At 51.3% G+C, this 20691-nt stretch carries 11 protein-coding genes; 9 read left to right on the top strand and 2 right to left on the bottom strand.

What is annotated here, in order from left to right; translation table 11 throughout:
• Nucleotides 1-324: 324 nt before the first annotated feature.
• The 6 genes from SE18_RS03735 to SE18_RS03710 all read left to right on the top strand — a co-directional run bounded on the left by SE18_RS03735 (nt 325) and on the right by SE18_RS03710 (nt 15660).
• Nucleotides 325-1290: a trypsin-like serine peptidase gene (locus SE18_RS03735; RefSeq protein WP_054533080.1), complete on the top strand. Its 966-nt coding sequence runs from the start codon at nt 325-327 to the stop codon at nt 1288-1290.
• A gap of 304 nt (nt 1291-1594) precedes the next feature.
• Entirely contained in the window at nt 1595-2200 is a 606-nt protein-coding gene (locus SE18_RS27375; RefSeq protein WP_054533079.1) for a hypothetical protein, read from the top strand.
• Between the two features lie 24 nt (nt 2201-2224).
• A complete protein-coding gene (locus SE18_RS03725; RefSeq protein ID WP_054533078.1) occupies nt 2225-11278 on the top strand; it encodes an SdrD B-like domain-containing protein in 9054 nt (3017 codons plus the stop codon).
• A gap of 73 nt (nt 11279-11351) precedes the next feature.
• The gene (locus tag SE18_RS03720; RefSeq protein ID WP_054533077.1) at nt 11352-13952 is read left to right on the top strand and encodes a C25 family cysteine peptidase; all 2601 of its coding nucleotides are present in this window, start codon (nt 11352-11354) and stop codon (nt 13950-13952) included.
• A gap of 461 nt (nt 13953-14413) precedes the next feature.
• The gene (locus SE18_RS03715; protein ID WP_012189196.1) at nt 14414-14755 is read left to right on the top strand and encodes a hypothetical protein; all 342 of its coding nucleotides are present in this window, start codon (nt 14414-14416) and stop codon (nt 14753-14755) included.
• 395 nt (nt 14756-15150) lie between these two features.
• Nucleotides 15151-15660 carry a hypothetical protein gene (locus tag SE18_RS03710; protein WP_054533076.1) on the top strand — a complete coding sequence of 170 codons (510 nt, stop codon included), beginning with the start codon at nt 15151-15153 and terminating at the stop codon, nt 15658-15660.
• Nucleotides 15661-15725: 65 nt separating this feature from the next.
• Here SE18_RS03710 and SE18_RS03705 read toward each other — a convergent pair whose 3' ends face one another.
• Nucleotides 15726-16160: a hypothetical protein gene (locus SE18_RS03705; RefSeq protein WP_152976545.1), complete on the bottom strand. Its 435-nt coding sequence runs from the start codon at nt 16158-16160 to the stop codon at nt 15726-15728.
• Nucleotides 16161-16407: 247 nt separating this feature from the next.
• Between SE18_RS03705 and SE18_RS03700 the strand changes: the two genes are divergently transcribed.
• From SE18_RS03700 to SE18_RS03690, 3 genes are all read left to right on the top strand, one after another.
• A complete protein-coding gene (locus SE18_RS03700) occupies nt 16408-16845 on the top strand; it encodes a MarR family winged helix-turn-helix transcriptional regulator (RefSeq protein ID WP_054533074.1) in 438 nt (145 codons plus the stop codon).
• A 63-nt stretch (nt 16846-16908) separates the two neighbouring features.
• Nucleotides 16909-18033: an NAD(P)-binding domain-containing protein gene (locus SE18_RS03695; protein ID WP_054533073.1), complete on the top strand. Its 1125-nt coding sequence runs from the start codon at nt 16909-16911 to the stop codon at nt 18031-18033.
• Nucleotides 18034-18361: 328 nt separating this feature from the next.
• Entirely contained in the window at nt 18362-19393 is a 1032-nt protein-coding gene (locus SE18_RS03690; RefSeq protein WP_054533072.1) for an LLM class flavin-dependent oxidoreductase, read from the top strand.
• A 159-nt stretch (nt 19394-19552) separates the two neighbouring features.
• On the opposite strand, the gene SE18_RS03685 is transcribed toward SE18_RS03690, so the two are convergent.
• Nucleotides 19553-20440, bottom strand: a complete 888-nt coding sequence (locus SE18_RS03685; protein WP_054533071.1) for an aminoglycoside phosphotransferase family protein — start codon at nt 20438-20440, stop codon at nt 19553-19555.
• Nucleotides 20441-20691: the final 251 nt, after the last annotated feature.

Here is a 20691-nt window from a genome sequence, read left to right as displayed (position 1 = left end):
GAAAAAAGGGAAATAGAAACACAACAATAATCCACAACATACATATTAGGGGGTACAGGGGGATTAAAGCCCCCTTTGTCTCCCGCCTCGAGGCGGGACGGAAGGGTGGTGATTATTAATGATAGTTAACAACCTATCCTTGTAAGGATTGGCAATAGCCAATTTCATCGTGCGACGTTCACTAAACAGCAACATTGATAATATTAAAATCTTTAACTTGCAATTAAAATATTTTAATATATACTTATGCACATCCACACATCAAATGGCACCCCACTTTCAGTCTCGGTTCCGATTAGCCCAACCTACCTAGGAGGATCAGCAATGCGTCTATCTGTTCGGCGGTACACACGGGTCGCGGTAGTCTTGAGCGTTTTAGGCTTGAGTTTGGCCCAAGGTGATGTTAGCTTGGCCAAAAAAGAAGTCGAAGTTGCAGTCGATCCGCATACGATTGTGGCCAGTGATGGGCAGCCGGTAGAAGTTAATACCAAAGGCATTGTCTATGATCAATTTGGCGCCTACATTGCAGGCAGCGATGGAACTGGTGTGCTAGCCGAAAGTGATCGGGCAGAGGATGTTGATCCCAATGCCTTGCCAGCAACCCAAAGTGGCAGCCAAGAAGGCACCAACTCAGTAATTGGGGCCGACAATCGGGTGCGAATTACCGCAACCACTTCAAATCCCTATCGTCGGATTGGCCAAATTACTTTTAGCAGTGGTGGTGGCAACTATATTTGTACTGGTTGGTTGATCAGCGCCAATACGGTGGCAACTGCTGGCCACTGTCTCTGGAGTAACAACGCTTGGGTCACCAATGTTAAGTTCTACCCAGGCCGCAATGGTACATCGAACCCGTATGGTGGCTGTAACGCAACCAAATTGTTCACGGTTTCGCAATGGCAAACCACTGGCAGCGCCAACTACGATTATGGTGCATTCAAAATTAACTGTAGCGTTGGCAACCAAACTGGCTGGTTCGGCTTACGCGCCCCCAGCAGCACTGGCTTAGTTGGTCAAGTAACCAACATTGCTGGCTACCCAGGCGATAAAGCCTCAGGCACAATGTGGTTCCACGCTGATACCGTGCGCAGCTACACCAGTCTACGCCTCTCGTATGCCAACGATACCTATGGCGGCCAAAGTGGCTCACCAATTTGGAACAGCAGCGGCAGCTGCACCAACTGTTCAATTGGCGTACACACTAATGGCGGTACCAGCACCAACTCGGGTACGCGGATTACCTCAACCGTTTTGAGCAACTTCAACACCTGGATCAATACTGCGCCATAAGCTGTTATTGGAACTACCAAAAACGCCTTTGATCATTTGATCAAGGGCGTTTTATATTTATCTCCCGTACTCTTCTACCAATCCTCCCCCTTACAAGTAACCATAAGGAAGTAGCCCATTTAGCCTAGATAGTATTCAATCATTCGTAAGCATCGATCTAGGGTTATTGGCTTACCAAAAGATCGCCTCTGCTACGGTCAAACAAGCGAATTGTCCTTATTCAATGTTTCGTTGCTTGGGTCATGCCGATTTCACGATTCGCGATCAGTGAATAGGTCAGCCCTTTGATGTGGGAGTAGCTTGTATGACGTGGTTCATTCGAAGCCTAATAATTCTGCTGATCGCTCTCGTGACTCTACCAACTCAACCTTCGCATGCTGCGGATGTTGGGCCATTGGCATTAACCCCAACCGAGCCACCGACCCCAACTAATACACCCTTACCGACGAATACTCCTGAACCAATCATCCCAACTAATACGCCCTTACCGACGAATACTCCTGAACCAATCATCCCAACCAATACACCCTTACCAACGAATACCCCAGAGCCACGGGTCACCGTTGAGCCAACCAGCATCGCTCAGCCAACTGGGGTAGCACCAACTCAAGCCCCAAGCATTGAGCCAACCGTCACACCAATTATCTCGGTGCCAGGCATCACGGCAACTGCAACCCCTGAGCAAGGTATTCCTAGCCCATCGCCAAGCCCTGAACAACCACGTGCCACGCCTATGCCAAGTGCCACGCCTATGCCGCAGCCAACGGCCAAGCCAGCAGCACCACCAGCAGGCAACCAACCGCCATTGCCACGCACGAGCAGCGCAGATACAGCTGGCTTGTGGTTTATTGGCTTATTGGGTTTACTAGTCGCTCTGATCGGTTTTGGCATTCAACGACGCGCCGTTTAGGGTTAACCAACGAGGTTTAAACGTATGAAGCAAGCATCCTCTCGTTATTCATTCAGCACACTGGTTGTGTGTTGCACCTTATTGGTAGCATTCGCAATTACTTTGTTGCCAAGTGCTGGCTCTGTCGCCTATGCTGCTGCCACGATCAGCGGTCGTGCCTATCGCGATTACAACGCCAATGGCGTAATCGATAGCTTAGAGCCAGGCATTAGCGGTGTAACCGTCACGCTCTACAATGCTAGCAATACCATCGTTGGCACAACGACGACCAACGCAACTGGTAATTACTCGTTGACCGACAGCGATCCAATCTATACTGGCCCATATCGGGTTGAGTTTAGCAATGCTCCAGCAACGGTCAAATCTGGCCCAATGGGTAGCAATTCAGGCTCAACCGTGTTGTTTGTTGCAGGCAGCACTGCTTCCGCCAACATGGGTTTTAACAACCCAGCCAACTACTGCCAAGATAACCCAACCTTGGTAACCAACTGTTTTAGCATGGGCCGCCAAGATCAAGCGCCCTCATCAACCTTTCACTCGATTGTAAGTTTCCCCTACACCGCTGGGAACACTGGCAATAGCCCAACTCCAGGCGTTGATAGCCCAGCCCCAACCGATTTGGCCTTCGGCGCTGAAACTGGCCCAACCTTCGGTTTGGCTTGGCAACGCTCATCACGCAGCTTGTTTGCCAGCGCCGTTATGAAACGCCACGTTGGCTTTGGGCCAAGCGGCACAGGCGCAATTTACCGCATTACCCCTAGCCCACGCACAGTCAGTTTGTTTCTGGATTTGAATACTGTGTTTGGGGCTGGTACTGCTGGGGTCGATCCGCACCCTAACGGCACCGATCTAGTCCACGATTCAGCAGCATGGGACCCAGTAGGCAAAATTGCCCTCGGCGATATGGATATTTCCGAGGATCAAACCACGCTTTGGACAATCAACTTAGCTGATCGTCAACTGTATGAAATTCCAATTGGCCTAACTCCAACCGCGCCCAGCGCCGCTGCGATTGGTCGCTTTGTCGTGCCCGATCCAACCGATTGTGCCACTAATGATCATCGGCCTTATGCTGTGGCCGTCAACGAAGGCCTCGTTTATATTGGGATGGTTTGTTCGGCCCAATCAACGGCTAACGCCACCAATCTGCGGGCTTATGTCTATCAATTTAATCCAAACACCGATAGTTTTACCCAAGTGTTGAACTTCCCATTGAATCACACTCGTGGTTGTGCGGTTGTGCCTGGTTGTGCTAGCGCCAACTGGAACCCATGGCGCACCAACTTTACCGTCACCAACACCAACTTTGGCGGCGAGTATGTGCAACCACAACCAATGTTGACCGACATCGAATTTGATAACGGCAACATGATTTTGGGCCTCCGCGACCGTTTCAGCGATCAAATGGGCTATAACCAAAATAACACCACTGTTGGCGATTCCACACTCTACATTGGCGACTCAGCTGGCGATATTTTGCGAGCTTGTAGCAATGGCAGCGGCTGGACGCTCGAAAGCAATGGTACTTGTGGTAGCACCAGTACCGCTGGCGCTGGCACGAACGAAGGCCCAGGCGGCGGCGAATATTACTTCCGCGATAATTACCCAGAGCACGCCGAAGTCTCGCTCGGTGGCTTGTTACAAATCCCAGGCAAGCCTGATATTGTCCAAACGATCTATGACCCAATTTTCGATTCAGCCCAATATTTCGATGGCGGGATTTTGTGGCTCAACAATAGCACTGGCGCTCGGACTCGGGCTTACCGGATTTACGATAGCAATGTCCAACCTAACACGCTGGCTAAAGCTGGTGGTTTAGGCGACCTCGAAGCCTTGTGCGATGCCGCGCCAATTGAAATTGGTAATCGGATTTGGAACGATACCGATAGTGATGGGATTCAGGATGCTAATGAGGCTGCGCTAGCGAACGTAGCCGTGCGCTTGTATGCGCCTAATGGCACAACCTTGTTAGGTAGCGCCACAACTGACGCCAATGGCAACTATCGTTTCTCATCGTTGGCTGGTACTAGCACAGCCAGCACTATTTTCAACATCGCTGGCTTACAACCAAACCAAACTGGCTACTCAATTCGGGTTGCTTCAGTTCAAGCAGCACTAACCAACAAGGTTTTGACGGCGGCAAATAGCAATAGTGGCACGAATAGCGATGTTCGCGACTCCGATGCAACGATCACTGGCGCTGATGCAGTTATTACCTTTAATACTGGGGTTGCTGGCGATAACAACCATAGCTATGACATCGGTTTTACCACCTATAGCCTAGGCAACCGCGTTTGGTACGATACCAACAATAACGGCACATTCGATGCTGGCGAACAAGGCATTAGTGGTGTCAGCGTCAGCCTCTTTGCTGATAGCGATGCCAACGGGATTCCCGATAGCGGCACGGCCCTGAGCACTCAAACCACCACCAGCGTTGGTTGCTATCGCTTCGATGGCCTGGCTCCCGAAAGCTACGTTGTTCGAATCAATCCTAGCAACTTTACGCTTGGCAATCCACTCGCTGGCTATCGTAGCAGTACAGTTACGTCTGGCAGTGCCAATAACGATCTCGATAACGATGATAATGGCATCGAAGGCCCAACCCTCGCGACTGATGGGGTTTTGAGCCATGTGATTACGCTTGGCGGCAATGAACCAACCAATGAAACCGATTTGTGTAGCACTGATCCTGTTGAACCAGCCACTGGCACGAATCTTTCGGTTGATTTTGGATTCTTCAAGCTGAGCGTCGGCAATCGCATTTGGGAAGATGCTAATAATAATGGCTTGTTGGATATTGGCGAATCGGGGATCAATGGGGTAAATGTTGCCCTCTACAATTCATCAAATACCTTGATTGCGAGCACCAGCACGACTGGCGGCGGTAATTATAGTTTTGCTGGCTTGTTGCCTGGCGATTATTACATCGAGGTCACACCACCAGCCAACTATATTTCCAGCACTGGCACTTCTGGTAGTGCAACTGGCACCTATGAGCCAGCACCCGATCCCGACAACAATATTAATAATGATGATAACGGCTCAACTAGCGGCGCAATCGTCAGCACTGCCCAATTAACATTAACTCCAGGCAATGCTGGTGCGCAAAGCGCGACGATTGTCAATAATGCCAATGGTTCAACCGACGATACCACGTTGGATGTTGGTTTGTTCCAACCCTTGGCGGTCGGTAACTACGTTTGGAACGATGCGAATAACAATGGTGTCTTCAATGGTGGCGAAGCTGGAATCAGCGGCGTAGCAGTCACACTCTATCGCGCTGGCTCAAGCACCGTACTTGGCACAGCTACCACCAATGCCACAGGCTACTATCACTTTGGCCTGCTTGGCGCTGGCGATTATGAAATTGAACTGAATGTCGGCAACTTCTTAGGTGCAGGCGCGTTGGTTGGCTACACCAGCAGCACGGGCACTGCAGGCAGCTCAAGCGGAGCCTACGAAGCAGCACCCGATCCCGATAACAACATTGATAGCGACGATAACGGCTCAATTGTTGGTACGCTGGGAACCACTGGCGTGATCAAGAGTGCCGCGATCAGCCTTGCCGCAGGGGCCGAGCCAACTGGTGAAACCAACGGCAGCGCCGATGCAACCGTTGATGCCAACAGCAACTTGACGGTTGACTTCGGGGTCTATCAACCACTCAGCCTTGGCAATCGCATTTGGAACGATGCCAACAACGATGGTTTGCGCAATAACGGCGAAACCAGCATTGCCAACGTGACCGTCGATCTGTATATGGATCGCAACAGCAGCGGCGTGATTGATGCTGCCGATGCCCCAACGGTCGCCAGCGTGCAAACTAATGCTAGCGGCTACTATTTGTTCAGCAATTTACTCGCTGGTGATTATTGTGTTGCCATTCCAAGCAGCAACTTCACGGGTGCGGGAGTCTTAGTTGGTTTCAGCAGCAGCACGGGTGCAGCCGCCGCAACAGGAGCCTTCGAGCCAGGCCTCGATCCCGATAGCGACAACGCCGACGATAATGACAACGGCTCGGTCGTTGGCGCACTTGGCACAACCGGCAGCGTTCAAAGCGCCTGTTTCAGCCTTGCCGCAGGCGCCGAGCCAACCAGCGAAGCCGACAGCAATGGCACTGACGGCTCGATCGATGCCAACAGCAACTTAACGGTTGACTTCGGCTTCTATCAATTGCCCAGCCTTGGTAATTTGATTTGGCGCGATGCTGATAACGATGGCTTGTTCAATAACGGCGAAACGGGCATCGCTGGCATAAATGTCGATCTCTACGCTGATGATGGCGATGGCAGCTTCGATGCTGGCGATAGCTTCATCCGCCAAACCACCACGATCGCTGGCGGAATTTATAGCTTCGCCAACCTATTACCTGGTGAATATTTGGTCGTACTGCCTGCTGGCAATTTCACCACAGGCAACGTGTTGGAAAATCATGTTAGTTCAACGGGTGGCGGCAGCGAACCTGCCAGCGACCCCGATAACAACATCAACAACGATGACAATGGATCAACCATTGGCACCCTCGGCACAACTGGGGTTATCGCGAGCCAAGCAATCACCCTGAATGCTGGCAGCGAGCCAACCAACGACGGCGACACCGACCCAAATACCAACCTAAGCCTTGATTTAGGGGTCTTCCCATTAGGCAGCATTGGCAATTTGGTCTGGTACGACACCAACAATAACGGCATCTTCGATAACGCTGAGCAAGGGCTGAGCAATATCACCGTAACTTTAGCAACTCCAGGTGCGGATAACCTGCCATGTACCGCCGATGATGTCGTGATTGGTAACCAAACCACTCCAGCTTCAGGCGCTTACAATTTTGCAGGCTTGATGCCAGGCAATTATGTCATCTCATTCAGTGGTTTGCCCGCAGGCTATGTCTTTACCCAACCAAATGTTGGCGGCGACGATACGATCGATAGTGATGCAAATGCCACAGGATGTGCTGGCATCATCGCCTTGGGCGTTGGCGAAAATGACGATTCAGTCGATGCAGGCGCATATCAACCATTAGCGGTTGGTAACTACATTTGGAACGATGCCAACAACAATGGTGTTTTCAACGCTGGCGAAACTGGAATCAGCGGTGTAACTGTCAACTTGTACCGCGAAGGTTCAAGTACGGTACTCAGCACAACTACGACAAACGCCACAGGCTACTATCACTTTACAGTGCTCAGCGCAGGCAACTATGTGATTGAGCTTGATGCCAGCAATTTCTTAGGCACAGGCGCGTTGGTCGGCTACACCAGCAGCACAGGCACAGCAGGCAGCCCAACCGGAGCCTACGAAGTTGCTCCCGATCCTGATAACAACATTGATAACGACGACAACGGCACAATCGTTGGCACGCTGGGCACGACGGGCGTAATTCAAACCGCCAGCGTAACCTTGGCCGACAACAGCGAACCAACTGGTGAAACCAACGGCAGCGGCGACATCACGCCCGATAGTTTCAGCAACTTGACGGTTGACTTTGGGGTCTTCCAACCATTGAGCCTTGGCAACCGCATTTGGAACGATGCCAACAACGATGGCTTGCGCAACAACGGCGAAACCGGCATTGCCAACGTGACCGTCGATCTGTATATGGATCGCAACAGCAGCGGCGCAATCGATGCCGCCGATGCGCCAACGGTCGCCAGCGTGCAAACCAATGCTAGCGGCTACTACTTGTTCAACAATGTATTAGCTGGTGACTATTGTGTTGCCATCCCAAGCAGCAACTTCATGGGCGCTGGAGTCTTGGTTGGTTTCAGCAGCAGCACTGGCGCAACCGGTGCAACGGGAGCTTTCGAGCCAGGCCTCGATCCTGATAGCGACAACGCCGACGACAACGACAACGGCTCAGTCGTTGGCGCACTTGGCACAACGGGCAGCGTTCAAAGCGCATGTTTCAGCCTCGCCGCAGGTGCCGAGCCAACCAGCGAAGCTGATAGCAATGGCACGGGCGGCTCGATCGATGCCAACAGCAACTTAACGGTTGACTTCGGTTTCTATCAATTACTCAGCCTTGGCGATTTGGTCTGGGATGATGCCAACAATGATGGCTTGGTCTCAGGTGGCGAAACCGGCATCGCTGGCGTAACCGTGGCCTTGTATGCTGATGATGGCGATGGCAGCTTCGATGCTGGCGATAGCTTCATCCGCCAAACCACCACGATCGCTGGCGGCTTGTACAACTTCGATCAACTCTTGCCAGGTAACTATATTGTGGTCTTGCCAGCGGGCAACTTTACAACTGGCAATATTTTGCAAGGTTGGGCTAGCTCAACTGGCGGCAGCAGCGAACCTGCCAGCGACCCCGATAATAACATCAACAACGATGACAATGGATCAACCATTGGCACACTTGGTACAACTGGGGTCATCGCTAGCAACGCGATCAGCTTGAATGCTGGCAGCGAGCCAACCAATGACGGCGACACCGACCCAAATACCAATCGTTCGCTCGACTTTGGGGTCTTTACCTTGGGCGGCTTGGGCAATTATGTCTGGTTCGATACCAATGGCAACGGCATCCAAGATGGCACGGAAAATGGCGTTGGCGGCGTAACCGTAACGCTCTACACGCCTGGCCCCGATAACCAACCATGTACCGCCGATGATGTCGTGGTCGGCAGTCAAATCACCAGCGGCACTGGCAACTATAGCTTTGGCGATTTGCAACCAGGCAGCTACTTGGTCAAGTTCAGCGATTTGCCAGCAGGCCATGTCTTCACTCAGCCAAATCTTGGCGGCAACCCAGCAAACGACAGCGATGCCAACCAAATCACTGGCTGTAGCGGCTTGGTCACAATCAATGTTGGCAGCTACAACGCCACGATCGATGCAGGTATTTATCAACTGGCTGGATTAGGCAACTATGTCTGGCACGATCTCGATGTTGATGGAATTCAAGATGGCAACGAACAGGGCATTGCCAATGTGACCGTGCGCTTGTACATCGACAACAACACCGATGGCACACCTGATGGCGCAGCGATTAGCAGCACCTTCACCGGAGCAATCGGCGATTACTTCTTTGGTCAATTGCCACCAAACTCCTACTTGGTTGAATTTGTCGCCCCAAGCGGCTACTTCTTCACCCAACAAGGCGCAGGCAGCGACCCAACCGTTGATAGCGACGCTGACACAACCACTGGTCAAGCAGCAACCGTCACGCTTGCCAGCGGCGATTCCAATCCGAATATCGATGCAGGCTTGTATCAATTGGCCAGCTTGGGCGACACCATTTGGTACGATACCAATATCAACGGCATCCAAGATAGTGGCGAAACTGGCGTGAACGGCTTGACGGTCAACTTGCTCGATAGCAGCAATGTGGTAATCGACACAACCACCACGGTCAATGGCAGCTATCAATTCACTGGATTGATGCCAGGCGTTGGCTATTATGTCGAATTCACCAAGCCAGCCAACTACAACTTCAGCCAAGCTAATGTTGGAGCAAACGACGCAATCGATAGCGATGCCAACCCAGCCAACGGCTTGAGCACATTAATTACCTTGACTTCGGCTGAGAACAACCCAACCATCGACGCAGGTATCTATGAATTAGCCAGTGTTGGCAACTTGGTTTGGGAAGATCAAGACGGCGACGGCATTCAAGACGGCACAGAGCCAGGCGTTGGCGGTGTAATTATCCGCATCTACGACAATAGCAACGCTTTGGTCGATACCCAAACGACCGATCCAACTGGGGTTTACAGCTTCACAGGCTTGATTCCAGCGAGCTACACAATCGAATTCCAACAACCAGTTGGCATGGAATTTACCACACCAAACGTTGGCGGCGACGACACCGTTGATAGCGATGTTGATGTTGGAACTGGCTTAACTCCCGCCATCGACTTGGCGGCTGGCGAAAACGACATGAGCTGGGATGCTGGGGTTTACACACCAGTCAGCGTAGGCGACTTGGTTTGGAACGATATTAACAACAATGGCATCGTTGACGGCAGTGAAACTGGCATGGAAAATGTGGCGGTTGCTATCTATCGCGATACCAATGCCAATAATCAACCAGACACTGGTGAAATGGTTGCAAATACCCTCACCGATGCTAACGGCAACTATTTGTTTACCGGTGCACTTCCTGGTGATTACATCGTAGTATTGCCAAGCAGTAACTTTGCTACAGGCGGAGTGCTCGAACATTATGTCAGCAGCACTGGCAACTTTGGCGCTCAACCAACGCCATTCGAGCCAGCCAGCGACCCCGATAACGACATTAACGACGATGATAACGGGATCACCTTCGCCGGCGGTATCAAGAGCTCAGTCGTCACGGTTTTGGCCAATAGCGAGCCAACCAACGACGGCGATAGCAGCGCCAACAGCAACTTGAGCATCGACTTTGGGGTATTTATGCCAGCCAGCCTTGGAAGCATCGTTTGGTACGATACCGATGCTAATGGCCAATATACCCCAGGCGATAGTGGCGTACCGGGCGTGATTGTCACGCTCTATGACATCAACGGTACGGCAATCATCAGCACGACCACCGATGCCAATGGCGGCTATCAATTCAACAACTTGCCACCAGGCAGCTATATCGTTGGCTTCGACAACTTGCCTCCAGGCTTCGTCTTTACCCACGATGATATGGGTAACGATGCCAGTGACAGCGATGTTGACCCTAACACAGGCACGACTGGCGTTATTGTCTTGGCTCCAGGCGATAACAATGGTTCAGTCTATGCTGGCGTAACCACACCCAACGCCATCGAGTTGGCTGATTTCAGCGCAATCCGTGAAGCTGGCAAGGTGGCAGTTCAGTGGACAACTGTCAGCGAATCGAAGACCTTGGGCTTCCATCTGTACCGTAGCAACGACCGCAATCGGGCCAATGCTACCAAGGTTACCAGCAGTATGATCGCTGCTCAAGGCCGCAGCGGTGGTGCAAGCTATCGCTGGATCGACACCAACGTTGACGATAGCAGCACCTACTACTATTGGTTGGTTGAAACCGAACTCGATGGCAGCACCAACGAGTATGGCCCAGCTAACACCAATAGTACCCAAGCCAATAAGTATCAAATCTTCGTCCCAATGACCACTCGGTAATCGCGGCGGTAAGGGCTGGCTGGAATAATTCCAGTCAGCCCTTTGAGTCTGTTGTGTAATTGAGGATTGGATTATGTGGCGTTACCTTATTCTTGTTGGTTTGCTCGGATCATATGTCTTTATCCAACCACCAGCGAGCTTTGCGCAACAAGCGGCGCTGCAAACGAGGGCAACGCTCCAACAAACCTCAAATGGCATTATGGTCGAATGGCAAGCAGCCAAGCAACTGCGGCCTTTTGCTATTTTAGTGACTGATGATTGGCAATTGCAGCCAACCCTGCAAGCGCTCAGTCTCAATCAACAAGCAATCAGCAAGCTTGCCGATCTGCCAGCACCAATCACTCTGCTGCGCGAAGGTCGTTTTCGCGGCCAACGGATGGTGGTTTTGCAGCCCCAAACCACGATCAACCAGCAAACCATTACCCAAGCCACAGTCTCTGTTAGTAACGCTCAATTGTTGAATGATCCAAATCGCTTAATCGACCAACCGTTTCAGCTCAACCAAGCAGTACCAAGCCCGCAAACTGGCCAAGGCTGGCGCGTTAACGTCAATCAAGCAGGCATGCAGCAATTAACTGGTGCCAGTTTGGCCCACGCAGGCATCAACCTTACTAGCCTCGCACCCTATAGCCTTCAACTATGGTATAAAAACCAGCAACTTGCAATCGAAGAACGTGGCACGCTCGACGGCAGCTTTGATCAAAACGATGCAATTTGGTTCTATCTGCCTAGCGTTGGTGATCGCTGGAACAGTACCAGCAGTCTCTGGCTCACGCTTGGTGCGGCCAATAGTAGCCCCAAAATCGAGTCGCTCACGCTTGATCCATCTGGCTTGCCAACCAGCACCCAAGCCTATCAAACCAGCCTCTGGTATAACCCGCAAATCTACGATTCGTTGCAGGCTGGCACTGATGGCGACCATTGGTTTAGCGCCGATTTGAAGGCTGGCCCAGATCTCAACCCAATAAACCAACAAATTTGGCTCACCAGCACCTTGCCACTGGCAACAGGCCCAAGCACCGTTACCTTGAATGGCATCGTTTATACTAGCGCCGCCACCAGCATCGCAATCACCAGCAGCCAGCGGATTAATCTTAGCTTGAATAGCGGTGTTTTCACCAAATCGGCCCAGCTTGCGCCAAGCCAAAACTTGCAACTAGCAATCGCCAACACCCAACAAATCAGCGGAATTTCGCTTGATCGGCTGGTTTGGCAACGGCCTGTTGTGCTGAATGCAAACGCTCAAACAATCCAATGGCAAGCAGTGCGCAAAGCTAATTATTCGATTACTAATCGCCCAAATCAAGCAGTGAGTTATAACGTAAGCCAGCCTTGGCAGCCACAGCGTATGCACTTCAATAATGATTTGCTAGCAGCTGATCCAGGCACTTATCTGCTGGTCAATCCAGCCAATCTGCCCGAGCCAAGCATCGAAGCGAGCACAAATGGCAATTGGCAAAACCCAGCAAAAACCATTTATCTTGCGCCCAAACAATGGCATAGCCTGCTGCAACCATTGATCGCGCGGCGTGAGCAGCAAGGTTTGCAGCCATTGCTCGTTGATGTGCAAGCAATTTATGATCGTTGGAACAGCGGCAATGTTGATCCGTTGGCGATTCGCAATTTTATGCGCTACCTCGCCAACACCTGGCCCCAAGCGCCGCAATCACTCGTCTTGGTCGGCGATGGCACGATTGATCCACGCAATTATTTAGGTCGCAATAATCCAAATATAATTCCACCATTGCCCGTTAATAGCGATCCTTGGCTTGGCGAAATTGCCTGCGACACCTGTTTTGTGCAACTTGATGGCGATCAGCCGCTGGCCGATCCGCTGCCTGATCTGCAAATTGGGCGTTTGCCAGCCAAAACCGCTACCGAATTGACCAATCTGATCAATAAAATTGTCAATTATGAAAGTGCTCCAGCAGATGTAGGCTGGCGTTCGCGCCAAATCTATGTTGCTGATAACTACAAAACTGCCAGCGGCCAAGCAGATTATGCAGGCGATTTTGCGGCCCTTAGCGACGCAATGATTGGCTATCAACCAAATAAGCTGGAAATTCAGCGTGTTTATTACGACCCATGGCGCAAAACCAGCAACGGCTTGCCCCAAACCGATCCTTGGCGAATCGCCAGCGCTGACCAAGCACGCCAACAAACCTTTGATCAGTTGAATCAAGGGGCAGCAGTGGTGACCTACGTTGGTCATAGCCATCAATATCAATGGGCAATTACCGATTTGAGCAATAGCCAGCCCTATCTTTTGAGTTTATATGATAGCGATCGGCTGCATAATAGCCCAGCCTTGCCCATGATTTTGGAGATGACCTGTTTGACTAGTGCCTTTCAGACCATCGCGTGGAGTGGCACCAGCCTTGATGAACGCTTGGTGTTACAACCCAATGGTGGGGCAATTGCTACATGGGGATCGTCAGGCTTAGGGGTAGCCTATGGCCATGATTTGTTGAACGAAGGCTGGTGGCAACGCATGTGGAGCAATCCACGCCAAACCCACATTGGTACGGGAGTGCTAGCAGGCCTTTTACATTTGTTCAGCAATGGTGGCTGTTGCCAAGATAGCCTGCAAAGTTCGATTCTCTTGGGCGATCCCAACATACTGTTACAACATCAGCAACGTGAAACCAGCTATCTCCCAGCAGTTACCAAATAATGCTATAGGTAGAGAACTAGCTCCATCTAGGACTATTGGGCTACACTGTTAAAGTCACCTATGCTAACAAATGTGGCGAGAGCATAGCTCATATATGCACACGAATGATTCAGCGGTTAAATCAGCTAAAAACCCTATTCTAGTATTAGGATTATCCAACTAAGGATGAGCCAAATACCTAGGTGGGGGATATTTTGCCCGTCAGCGTATCCCTCATTTATAAAAGCCATGACCTAAATCAAGATAGTACCTTTATGCTAGCTTTTTGGTGGAGTAAACGATGGCAGCTACTACTATAATGCAAATGCATTTATTCAACACTTGATACTTAATTCTTGACTAACATTCATGTACGTTCTTCGGAAGGGCATCGTTGACGATGTTTTGCGACGTAGAACTCTTTGGCTATGTGGCAAACATTTTTACCTCATCCAGCCATGCTGAGGAACTAGGAGCACCAGATGGTCGTTTTGATCACCGAGAGTAATGAACTTCGCCAACGGTTTATCGACCGTTTTGAAGTTTTGGCAATGCCATTAATGGTGACTACACCACGCATGATCAATGCATGCTTTCAACAATTTGTTCCCGAACGGATTTTTGTTGATGCAAGCATTTGCACGCCAGGCTTAATTCGTTGGCTTGATCAATGCGACGATGCAGAAATTATTCTGATCGCCAACTCGCGTGGCTCCATTCGCCATGCACCACGAGGGGCGATTATGTATATTCACCCTTCGTTAGAGCCAGAAGATATTGTGCCGCTCTTGCCGTTGCGCCAAGATGCCAATAGTGCCGCCTAACGGGTACTTTCACTCATCCTCAGCCCTTCGTCTACGGTAGACGAAGGGCTTTTTTTGCGCATTCTTCAGGCCGTATGCGTATCAATCCAATTTGCCTATGCTGATTCAGGTGAAGATTCGCCAGAAACTCGCTGTTTTGCTTGGTGAAAGTATCTGCTTGTGCAATAATACAGCCCGTGGTGGCTCTAGTGCTTGTGGTAACTTATTCTTGATTGCGGATTGTGGAGGAAGCCCTATGTCGGTCTTGCAGGAATCATCTCCCTTGGTGATCGATCATCTGTATCTGTGGGTTAACAAGGGTGGCACAGCCATGGATGCGCTGCGAGCTATTGGCTTAGACGCTTGGGATTCACGAGGGCGAGGGCACTGCCTCACACGTCATCTACTTCGACAATATGTACCTCGAACTCGTATGGATTGAAGACCAAGCAGAGCTTAAGGCATTCTTGGCCAAGCAACCAGATACAATTCCGATTGGCGAGACATGGCAAACAACCGGTTATTGTCCATTTGGGGTCGGGCTGCATTATCGCACTCCTAATACAACGCCCATGAGCTTTGAGACGCGTCGACACACTGCGCAATGGATGCCTGCTGATTCGTTGCTTGAACTATTTTCCCAACCATCGTTATATGTGCCACCTTGCTCGATTCTGCATGGGTCGCTGGCCTATTGGGAAAATCGCTTTGAGCATCCACATGGTCACCCCTTGGGCGTGCAGCAACTCACGGATTTTCAGATAACCGTTACTTCGATCGATGCAGTTCCGCCGACGCACCCACTCCTCAGCCTTTTGCCCTTGAAGCTTGGAGATTATCCCTTGTTGGAACTTACCGTTGATGCCCAGCGCCAAGGAAAAGTTTTTGACATGCGACCATTGTTGCCGCTTCGGCTCTATTGTTAACTAGTAGCAGATTAGCCTGCTAATATGGTAGGGCTTGTTATTTCAAAGATCTATCACGCTGAGTCTCAGGGGCCATGATTAAGGATGTGTTCGTGTCGCCATGTGATCCATTGTCGACAGGAATCGGCCACCTCAGGAAAGCGTTGGGCAATCCCGTCTAGCACCAGAAACATTTCATTGGCATCGCGAAAGGGATAGGTATCTTGAAGAAGGGCAATCTGAATGCGGCGCAGATTGGTTCCCTCACGCAACCAGCCCTCAGTAGTGCGCAATAACGCAGAGCCATTATCGCTCATAGACCAACTTAATATACCGAACAGACTTCCCACAACCTTCCAAGACCACGTTTCAGGAATCGCCTGATCGAGCCGTTCCGCTAACTGTTCCTCGCCTGCATCATCCAAGAGCTGATTAACCCAATAAAAGCTTTCACTAAAGCTCGGATCGTTCAGCTCCTGTTCAATCGTATGCAATGTCTGCGCAAGAATCTCCTGATTCACCAAGCACCTCCGTGGCAGCCAAAGCCGCCGTTCATCATCGCTCAATATGACCTCATAATACGCCATGGCTAGTCGTTTCGACAAGCAGCAAAACCGAGCGCGCAATGCGAGATAAAGAACGCGCTTGCCAGATACCAGCACGCTCAGCAAGGGCGAATAAAGGCGCATCGATTGATATGCTGCTAGCCAAATTTGACATCCTGCACGGATAGTATACACTTAAACTATATTTAGGAAGGACGGCTCTATGCCACCTCGTTTGAGTCAGGAAGTACGCACTTGGCTATATTTCCATCGGGTGATGGCCGCAATCAGCCAGCGTCTAAACGCCCAACTTGCCACCTATAGCCTAACCCCAGCCCAATTTGACGTTTTGGCCCAGCTCTTCCGCACGCCGGGGCTTGTCCAACAAGCGCTCGCTGATCGGCTGCTGGTGAGCAAAGGCAACATTGTTGGCCTGCTTAATCGCATGGAACAGGCTGGCCTTGTCACACGCCAACCTCACCCCGAGGATGGCCGTGCCCATCTTGTCAGCCTCACAGCCCATGGCACGACCCTGGCAACCCAAGTTGTTCCCGAGCATGAGGCGCTGATTGCCGAGTGCTTGGCGGTACTCTCACCCGAGGATGGCCACAATTTGCATGATCTGTTGCGCCGATTTAAGCATGCCCTTCGAACAGCGTAATTTTTTACGCAAGCGATTAACTGAATGATGCGCTGATCGAATTCTTGGATGAGCATAAGCACCATGAACAACCCCAACAACCAGCAGGCGACCAAACCATTATTAGAACCTTCGGCTACGATCAAGACTGAGATCGTCGTGATCGGCGCTGGCCAAGCTGGCCTCTCGGCAGCGTATCAGCTTAAACGGCGTGGCTTAGCACCGCATCGTGGTTTCGTAGTGCTTGATCAGGCTCCAGCACCTGGCGGAGCATGGCAAGATCGCTGGGAATCGTTGACCTTGAGTAGCGTCAACCGGATTCACGACTTGCCGGGGATGCGCTTCTCAGAGGTGGTTGATCCAAACATAGCCGAGGTAGCGGCACGCGTGGCAGTGCCGCAGTATTTTGCTGCTTATGAGCAAAGGTTCCAACTCCCAGTCTATCGGCCTGTTCATGTTGCGATGGTTTGTGCGCGCGGCGAGCGCTTCCGCATTGAGACAGATCGCGGTATATGGTCGGCACGGGGGCTGATCAACGCCACAGGTACGTGGGAGCATCCCTTTATTCCAGAATATCCTGGCGCTGAACGCTTCCAAGGTCGCCAACTCCATACCAGAGACTACCAGACGGCTGAGGAGTTTATCGGCCAGCATGTACTTGTCGTCGGCGGTGGTATCTCGGCGATCCAGTTGCTTGATGAGATTTCGCAGGTTACAACGACGACGTGGGTCACCCGCCGACCACCGGAATTTTTTACAGGCCCGTTTACCGAGGAACGCGGACGAGCAGCGGTAGCAATGGTTGAAGATCGGGTGCGGCGTGGCCTGCCACCCACATCGGTGGTCTCGGTCACAGGGCTAGCGCTTACTCCTGCGATCGAGGCAATGCAGGCTCGTGGCGTTCTGAAGCGCCAGCCCATGTTTGCCGAAATCGAAGCAGATGGCGTGCGCTGGGCGGATGGGAGTCACCAGCGTGCCGACGTTATTCTGTGGTGCACTGGCTTTCGCAATGCCCTCGACCATCTCGCGCCACTCATGCTGCGTGAGCCGAGTGGCGGCATTACCATGACTGGACGGCTGGCAACCCAGGTCGCAAGCAATCCCCACGTACATCTGGTAGGTTACGGCCCATCCGCATCGACCATTGGCGCAAATCGGGCAGGTGCAGCTGCGGCAAGTGAGCTAATGGCAGCGCTTGGTTTGCCCTAAAATCGAGTGTTATTGCTTCATTAACGCTGCATGGTTGCGAATTCGGATTAAATAGTTTATGCTTAAACCAAATAAACAAAAGCGGAGAAAGAATGATCAGTGAAAAACAGCAGCTAACCTAATCGTACTCCAGCACATTTTTTTACGCTAGTAGTTTATATATAAACGAAATTTTAGAATTAGCTGGTGTTATAGCTGATTCAACAGCCCACCAACTAATCGAATAGACGAATCAGGCGCAGGTTGATCCGATTGCATTTGGTTGCTGGTTGTCACTCTGCTCAAGTTGGGCGCATAACACGCTGCCCAACCTTTTAAGAGGCTTTTTATGAACGATATTATTTTTGGCTTGGACACTTTCGGCGATGTGCCGACCGACGATGCTGGGACTCGCGTTTCTTATGCTCAGGCGATTCGCCAAGTTGTCGATGAGGCTGTGCTGGCAGACCAGATTGGAGTCGATGTGATTGCCCTCGGCGAGCACCACCGCGAGGAGTATGCAATCTCAACGCCCGAGACGGTACTGGCTGGAATCGCCACGCAAACCAACCGCATTAAACTCGCCTCAGGCGTAACCGTCCTGAGTTCCGACGACCCAGTTCGGATCTTTCAGCGCTTTGCAACTGTGGATGCGCTTTCAAACGGGCGGGCTGAGGTTATCCTCGGACGTGGATCGTTCACTGAATCATTTCCGCTGTTTGGCTATGATCTGCGTGACTATAACGTGTTGTTTGAGGAAAAGATCGCGCTGTTTGCAGCGTTGCTTAATGAGCAACCATTTACTTGGAGCGGCACTATGCGTGCGCCGCTCGTCAATGCCGATGTGTTTCCCAAAACCGAGTCGGGCCACCTGCGAACATGGGTCGGTGTTGGTGGCACTCCAGAGTCGATCGTGCGTACAGCATTCTATGGGTTTCCGCTGATGCTAGCGATCATTGGTGGCGCACCCGAGCGGTTTGCGCCCTACATGGAGTTGTATCGACGATCTGCTGCCGAGTTTGGCACCACAGCCCATCCGATTGGCATCCACTCGCCTGGCTTTATTGCTGATACCGACGAAGAAGCATGGGATGCCTACTGGCCGCACGCCCGCGTCATGCGCGATCGAATTGGTGCAGATCGGGGCTGGCCACGATCAAGCAGAGCCGAGTATGAGCGTGAACGCGATTCTGGCTCGCTCTACATCGGCTCGCCAGAAACAGTAGCCCGCAAGATAGCGCGCACGATTTCATCGCTCGGCGTTGGCCGCTTCGATCTTATTTACACTTCTGGCACCCAAACCATGAGCGCCCGCATGCGTGCTGTCGAATTGTATGGCACCAAGGTGATCCCAATGGTTCGCGAAATACTCGCTGGCTAAATCGATAGCTTATTAGGCTGGTAGTACATTATGTCGATGTGGAGTGCCGTTTATGCGTAAGCTAAATTGCCTCCGCATTTGATCAAGCACATAATCCGCAACCCCAAATTTATGTGCTGAGCGTCGATAATGAAATGTCTAAGGCTGCCAGATGCACGATTAATCGAGATGCGGTTCGATGCGCTCGGCAATCGCAAGCGACCACTCAACAAAATTGATCGCCTGAACGCTGTTGATCGCAAGCCACCAACTTGCGTTAAGGCAAGCATAGGCATACGTCCATGCAAGAATGCGCGATCGATCAAGTTTAAGCAGATCTGCAAGGATAGTGGCGCTACTGAGCAGCCGCTGATCATTATGAACAAGTTGAGGAATTACCGGATTACATAGGGTATTGGCGCATTCATAGGCTCGTTCGCCCACAAGGCCCTTCGGATCGAAAGCCAGCCAGCCACGGGCTGAATGGCGAATGTTGCGATGATGAATATCGCCGTGGAGAATCCGTTGCTCACGCGAGTCAGCAAATAACTGGGTCGCGCGTGCAGCTCCGCGCACATAGATCGATGCGATTCCTGCTTTCTTGTCGGTTGCTGCTTGACGGAATAACGCCGCAAACCAGCGATCAAGCGCCATTAATCCGCTTGGCGGGCTGGTTTGGGGAACTGCATGTAAGCGTGTAATGACCTCGGCAATAATGTATGTGGCTTCTGTATCTGCCCCCGCTTCGACCAACGTGACAAGCTCGGCTCCCGCTGCATATTCGAGTAATTGGGCATGCGTATCAGCCTGAAGCAGCTGCACAGCGCCGTTTCCTTGAAACAAGTGCAGCGCCAAGGCACCACGCTGTTCATCAGTTTCTTGCGCATTCAGCAGTTTAAGCACACACGTCTCGCCACCATAACTCACGGTATAAAGGGTGCTGGTTGCGGTGTGCTCAAGCAGCTGCGGGTTCGAAAGATGCCATGCCTGTAAATACATGGCTAAGCGCTGTGAATCGTTCATGCCAGCAAGTATAACAGACGCATGAAAAGCCCAACGATTGCGCATTATCCTTGTAATGGCCAACGCCCGTGGCTCAATTGGCCATACACGCCATGCTACGATTGTAGTGCTCTTGCCAGTTTGCTAAGATCTTAATCCAGAATTTATTGAGGTCACATGCACTGGATTAACTCAGGCAATAGGCAACCATACTCTGCAACGTAGATCTGTTCAACCAAACACTTGGATTACCTAAAAGGATATGTGGAATTCTATCGCGATAAAAGAAAATTAATTATTCTCCCTACAATCTTCAT

This window comes from Herpetosiphon geysericola (genome assembly GCF_001306135.1).
GTDB lineage: Bacteria > Chloroflexota > Chloroflexia > Chloroflexales > Herpetosiphonaceae > Herpetosiphon > Herpetosiphon geysericola.
Note: the sequence above shows the minus strand (reverse complement) of the source record. Positions and strands in the feature narration are given on the sequence as shown.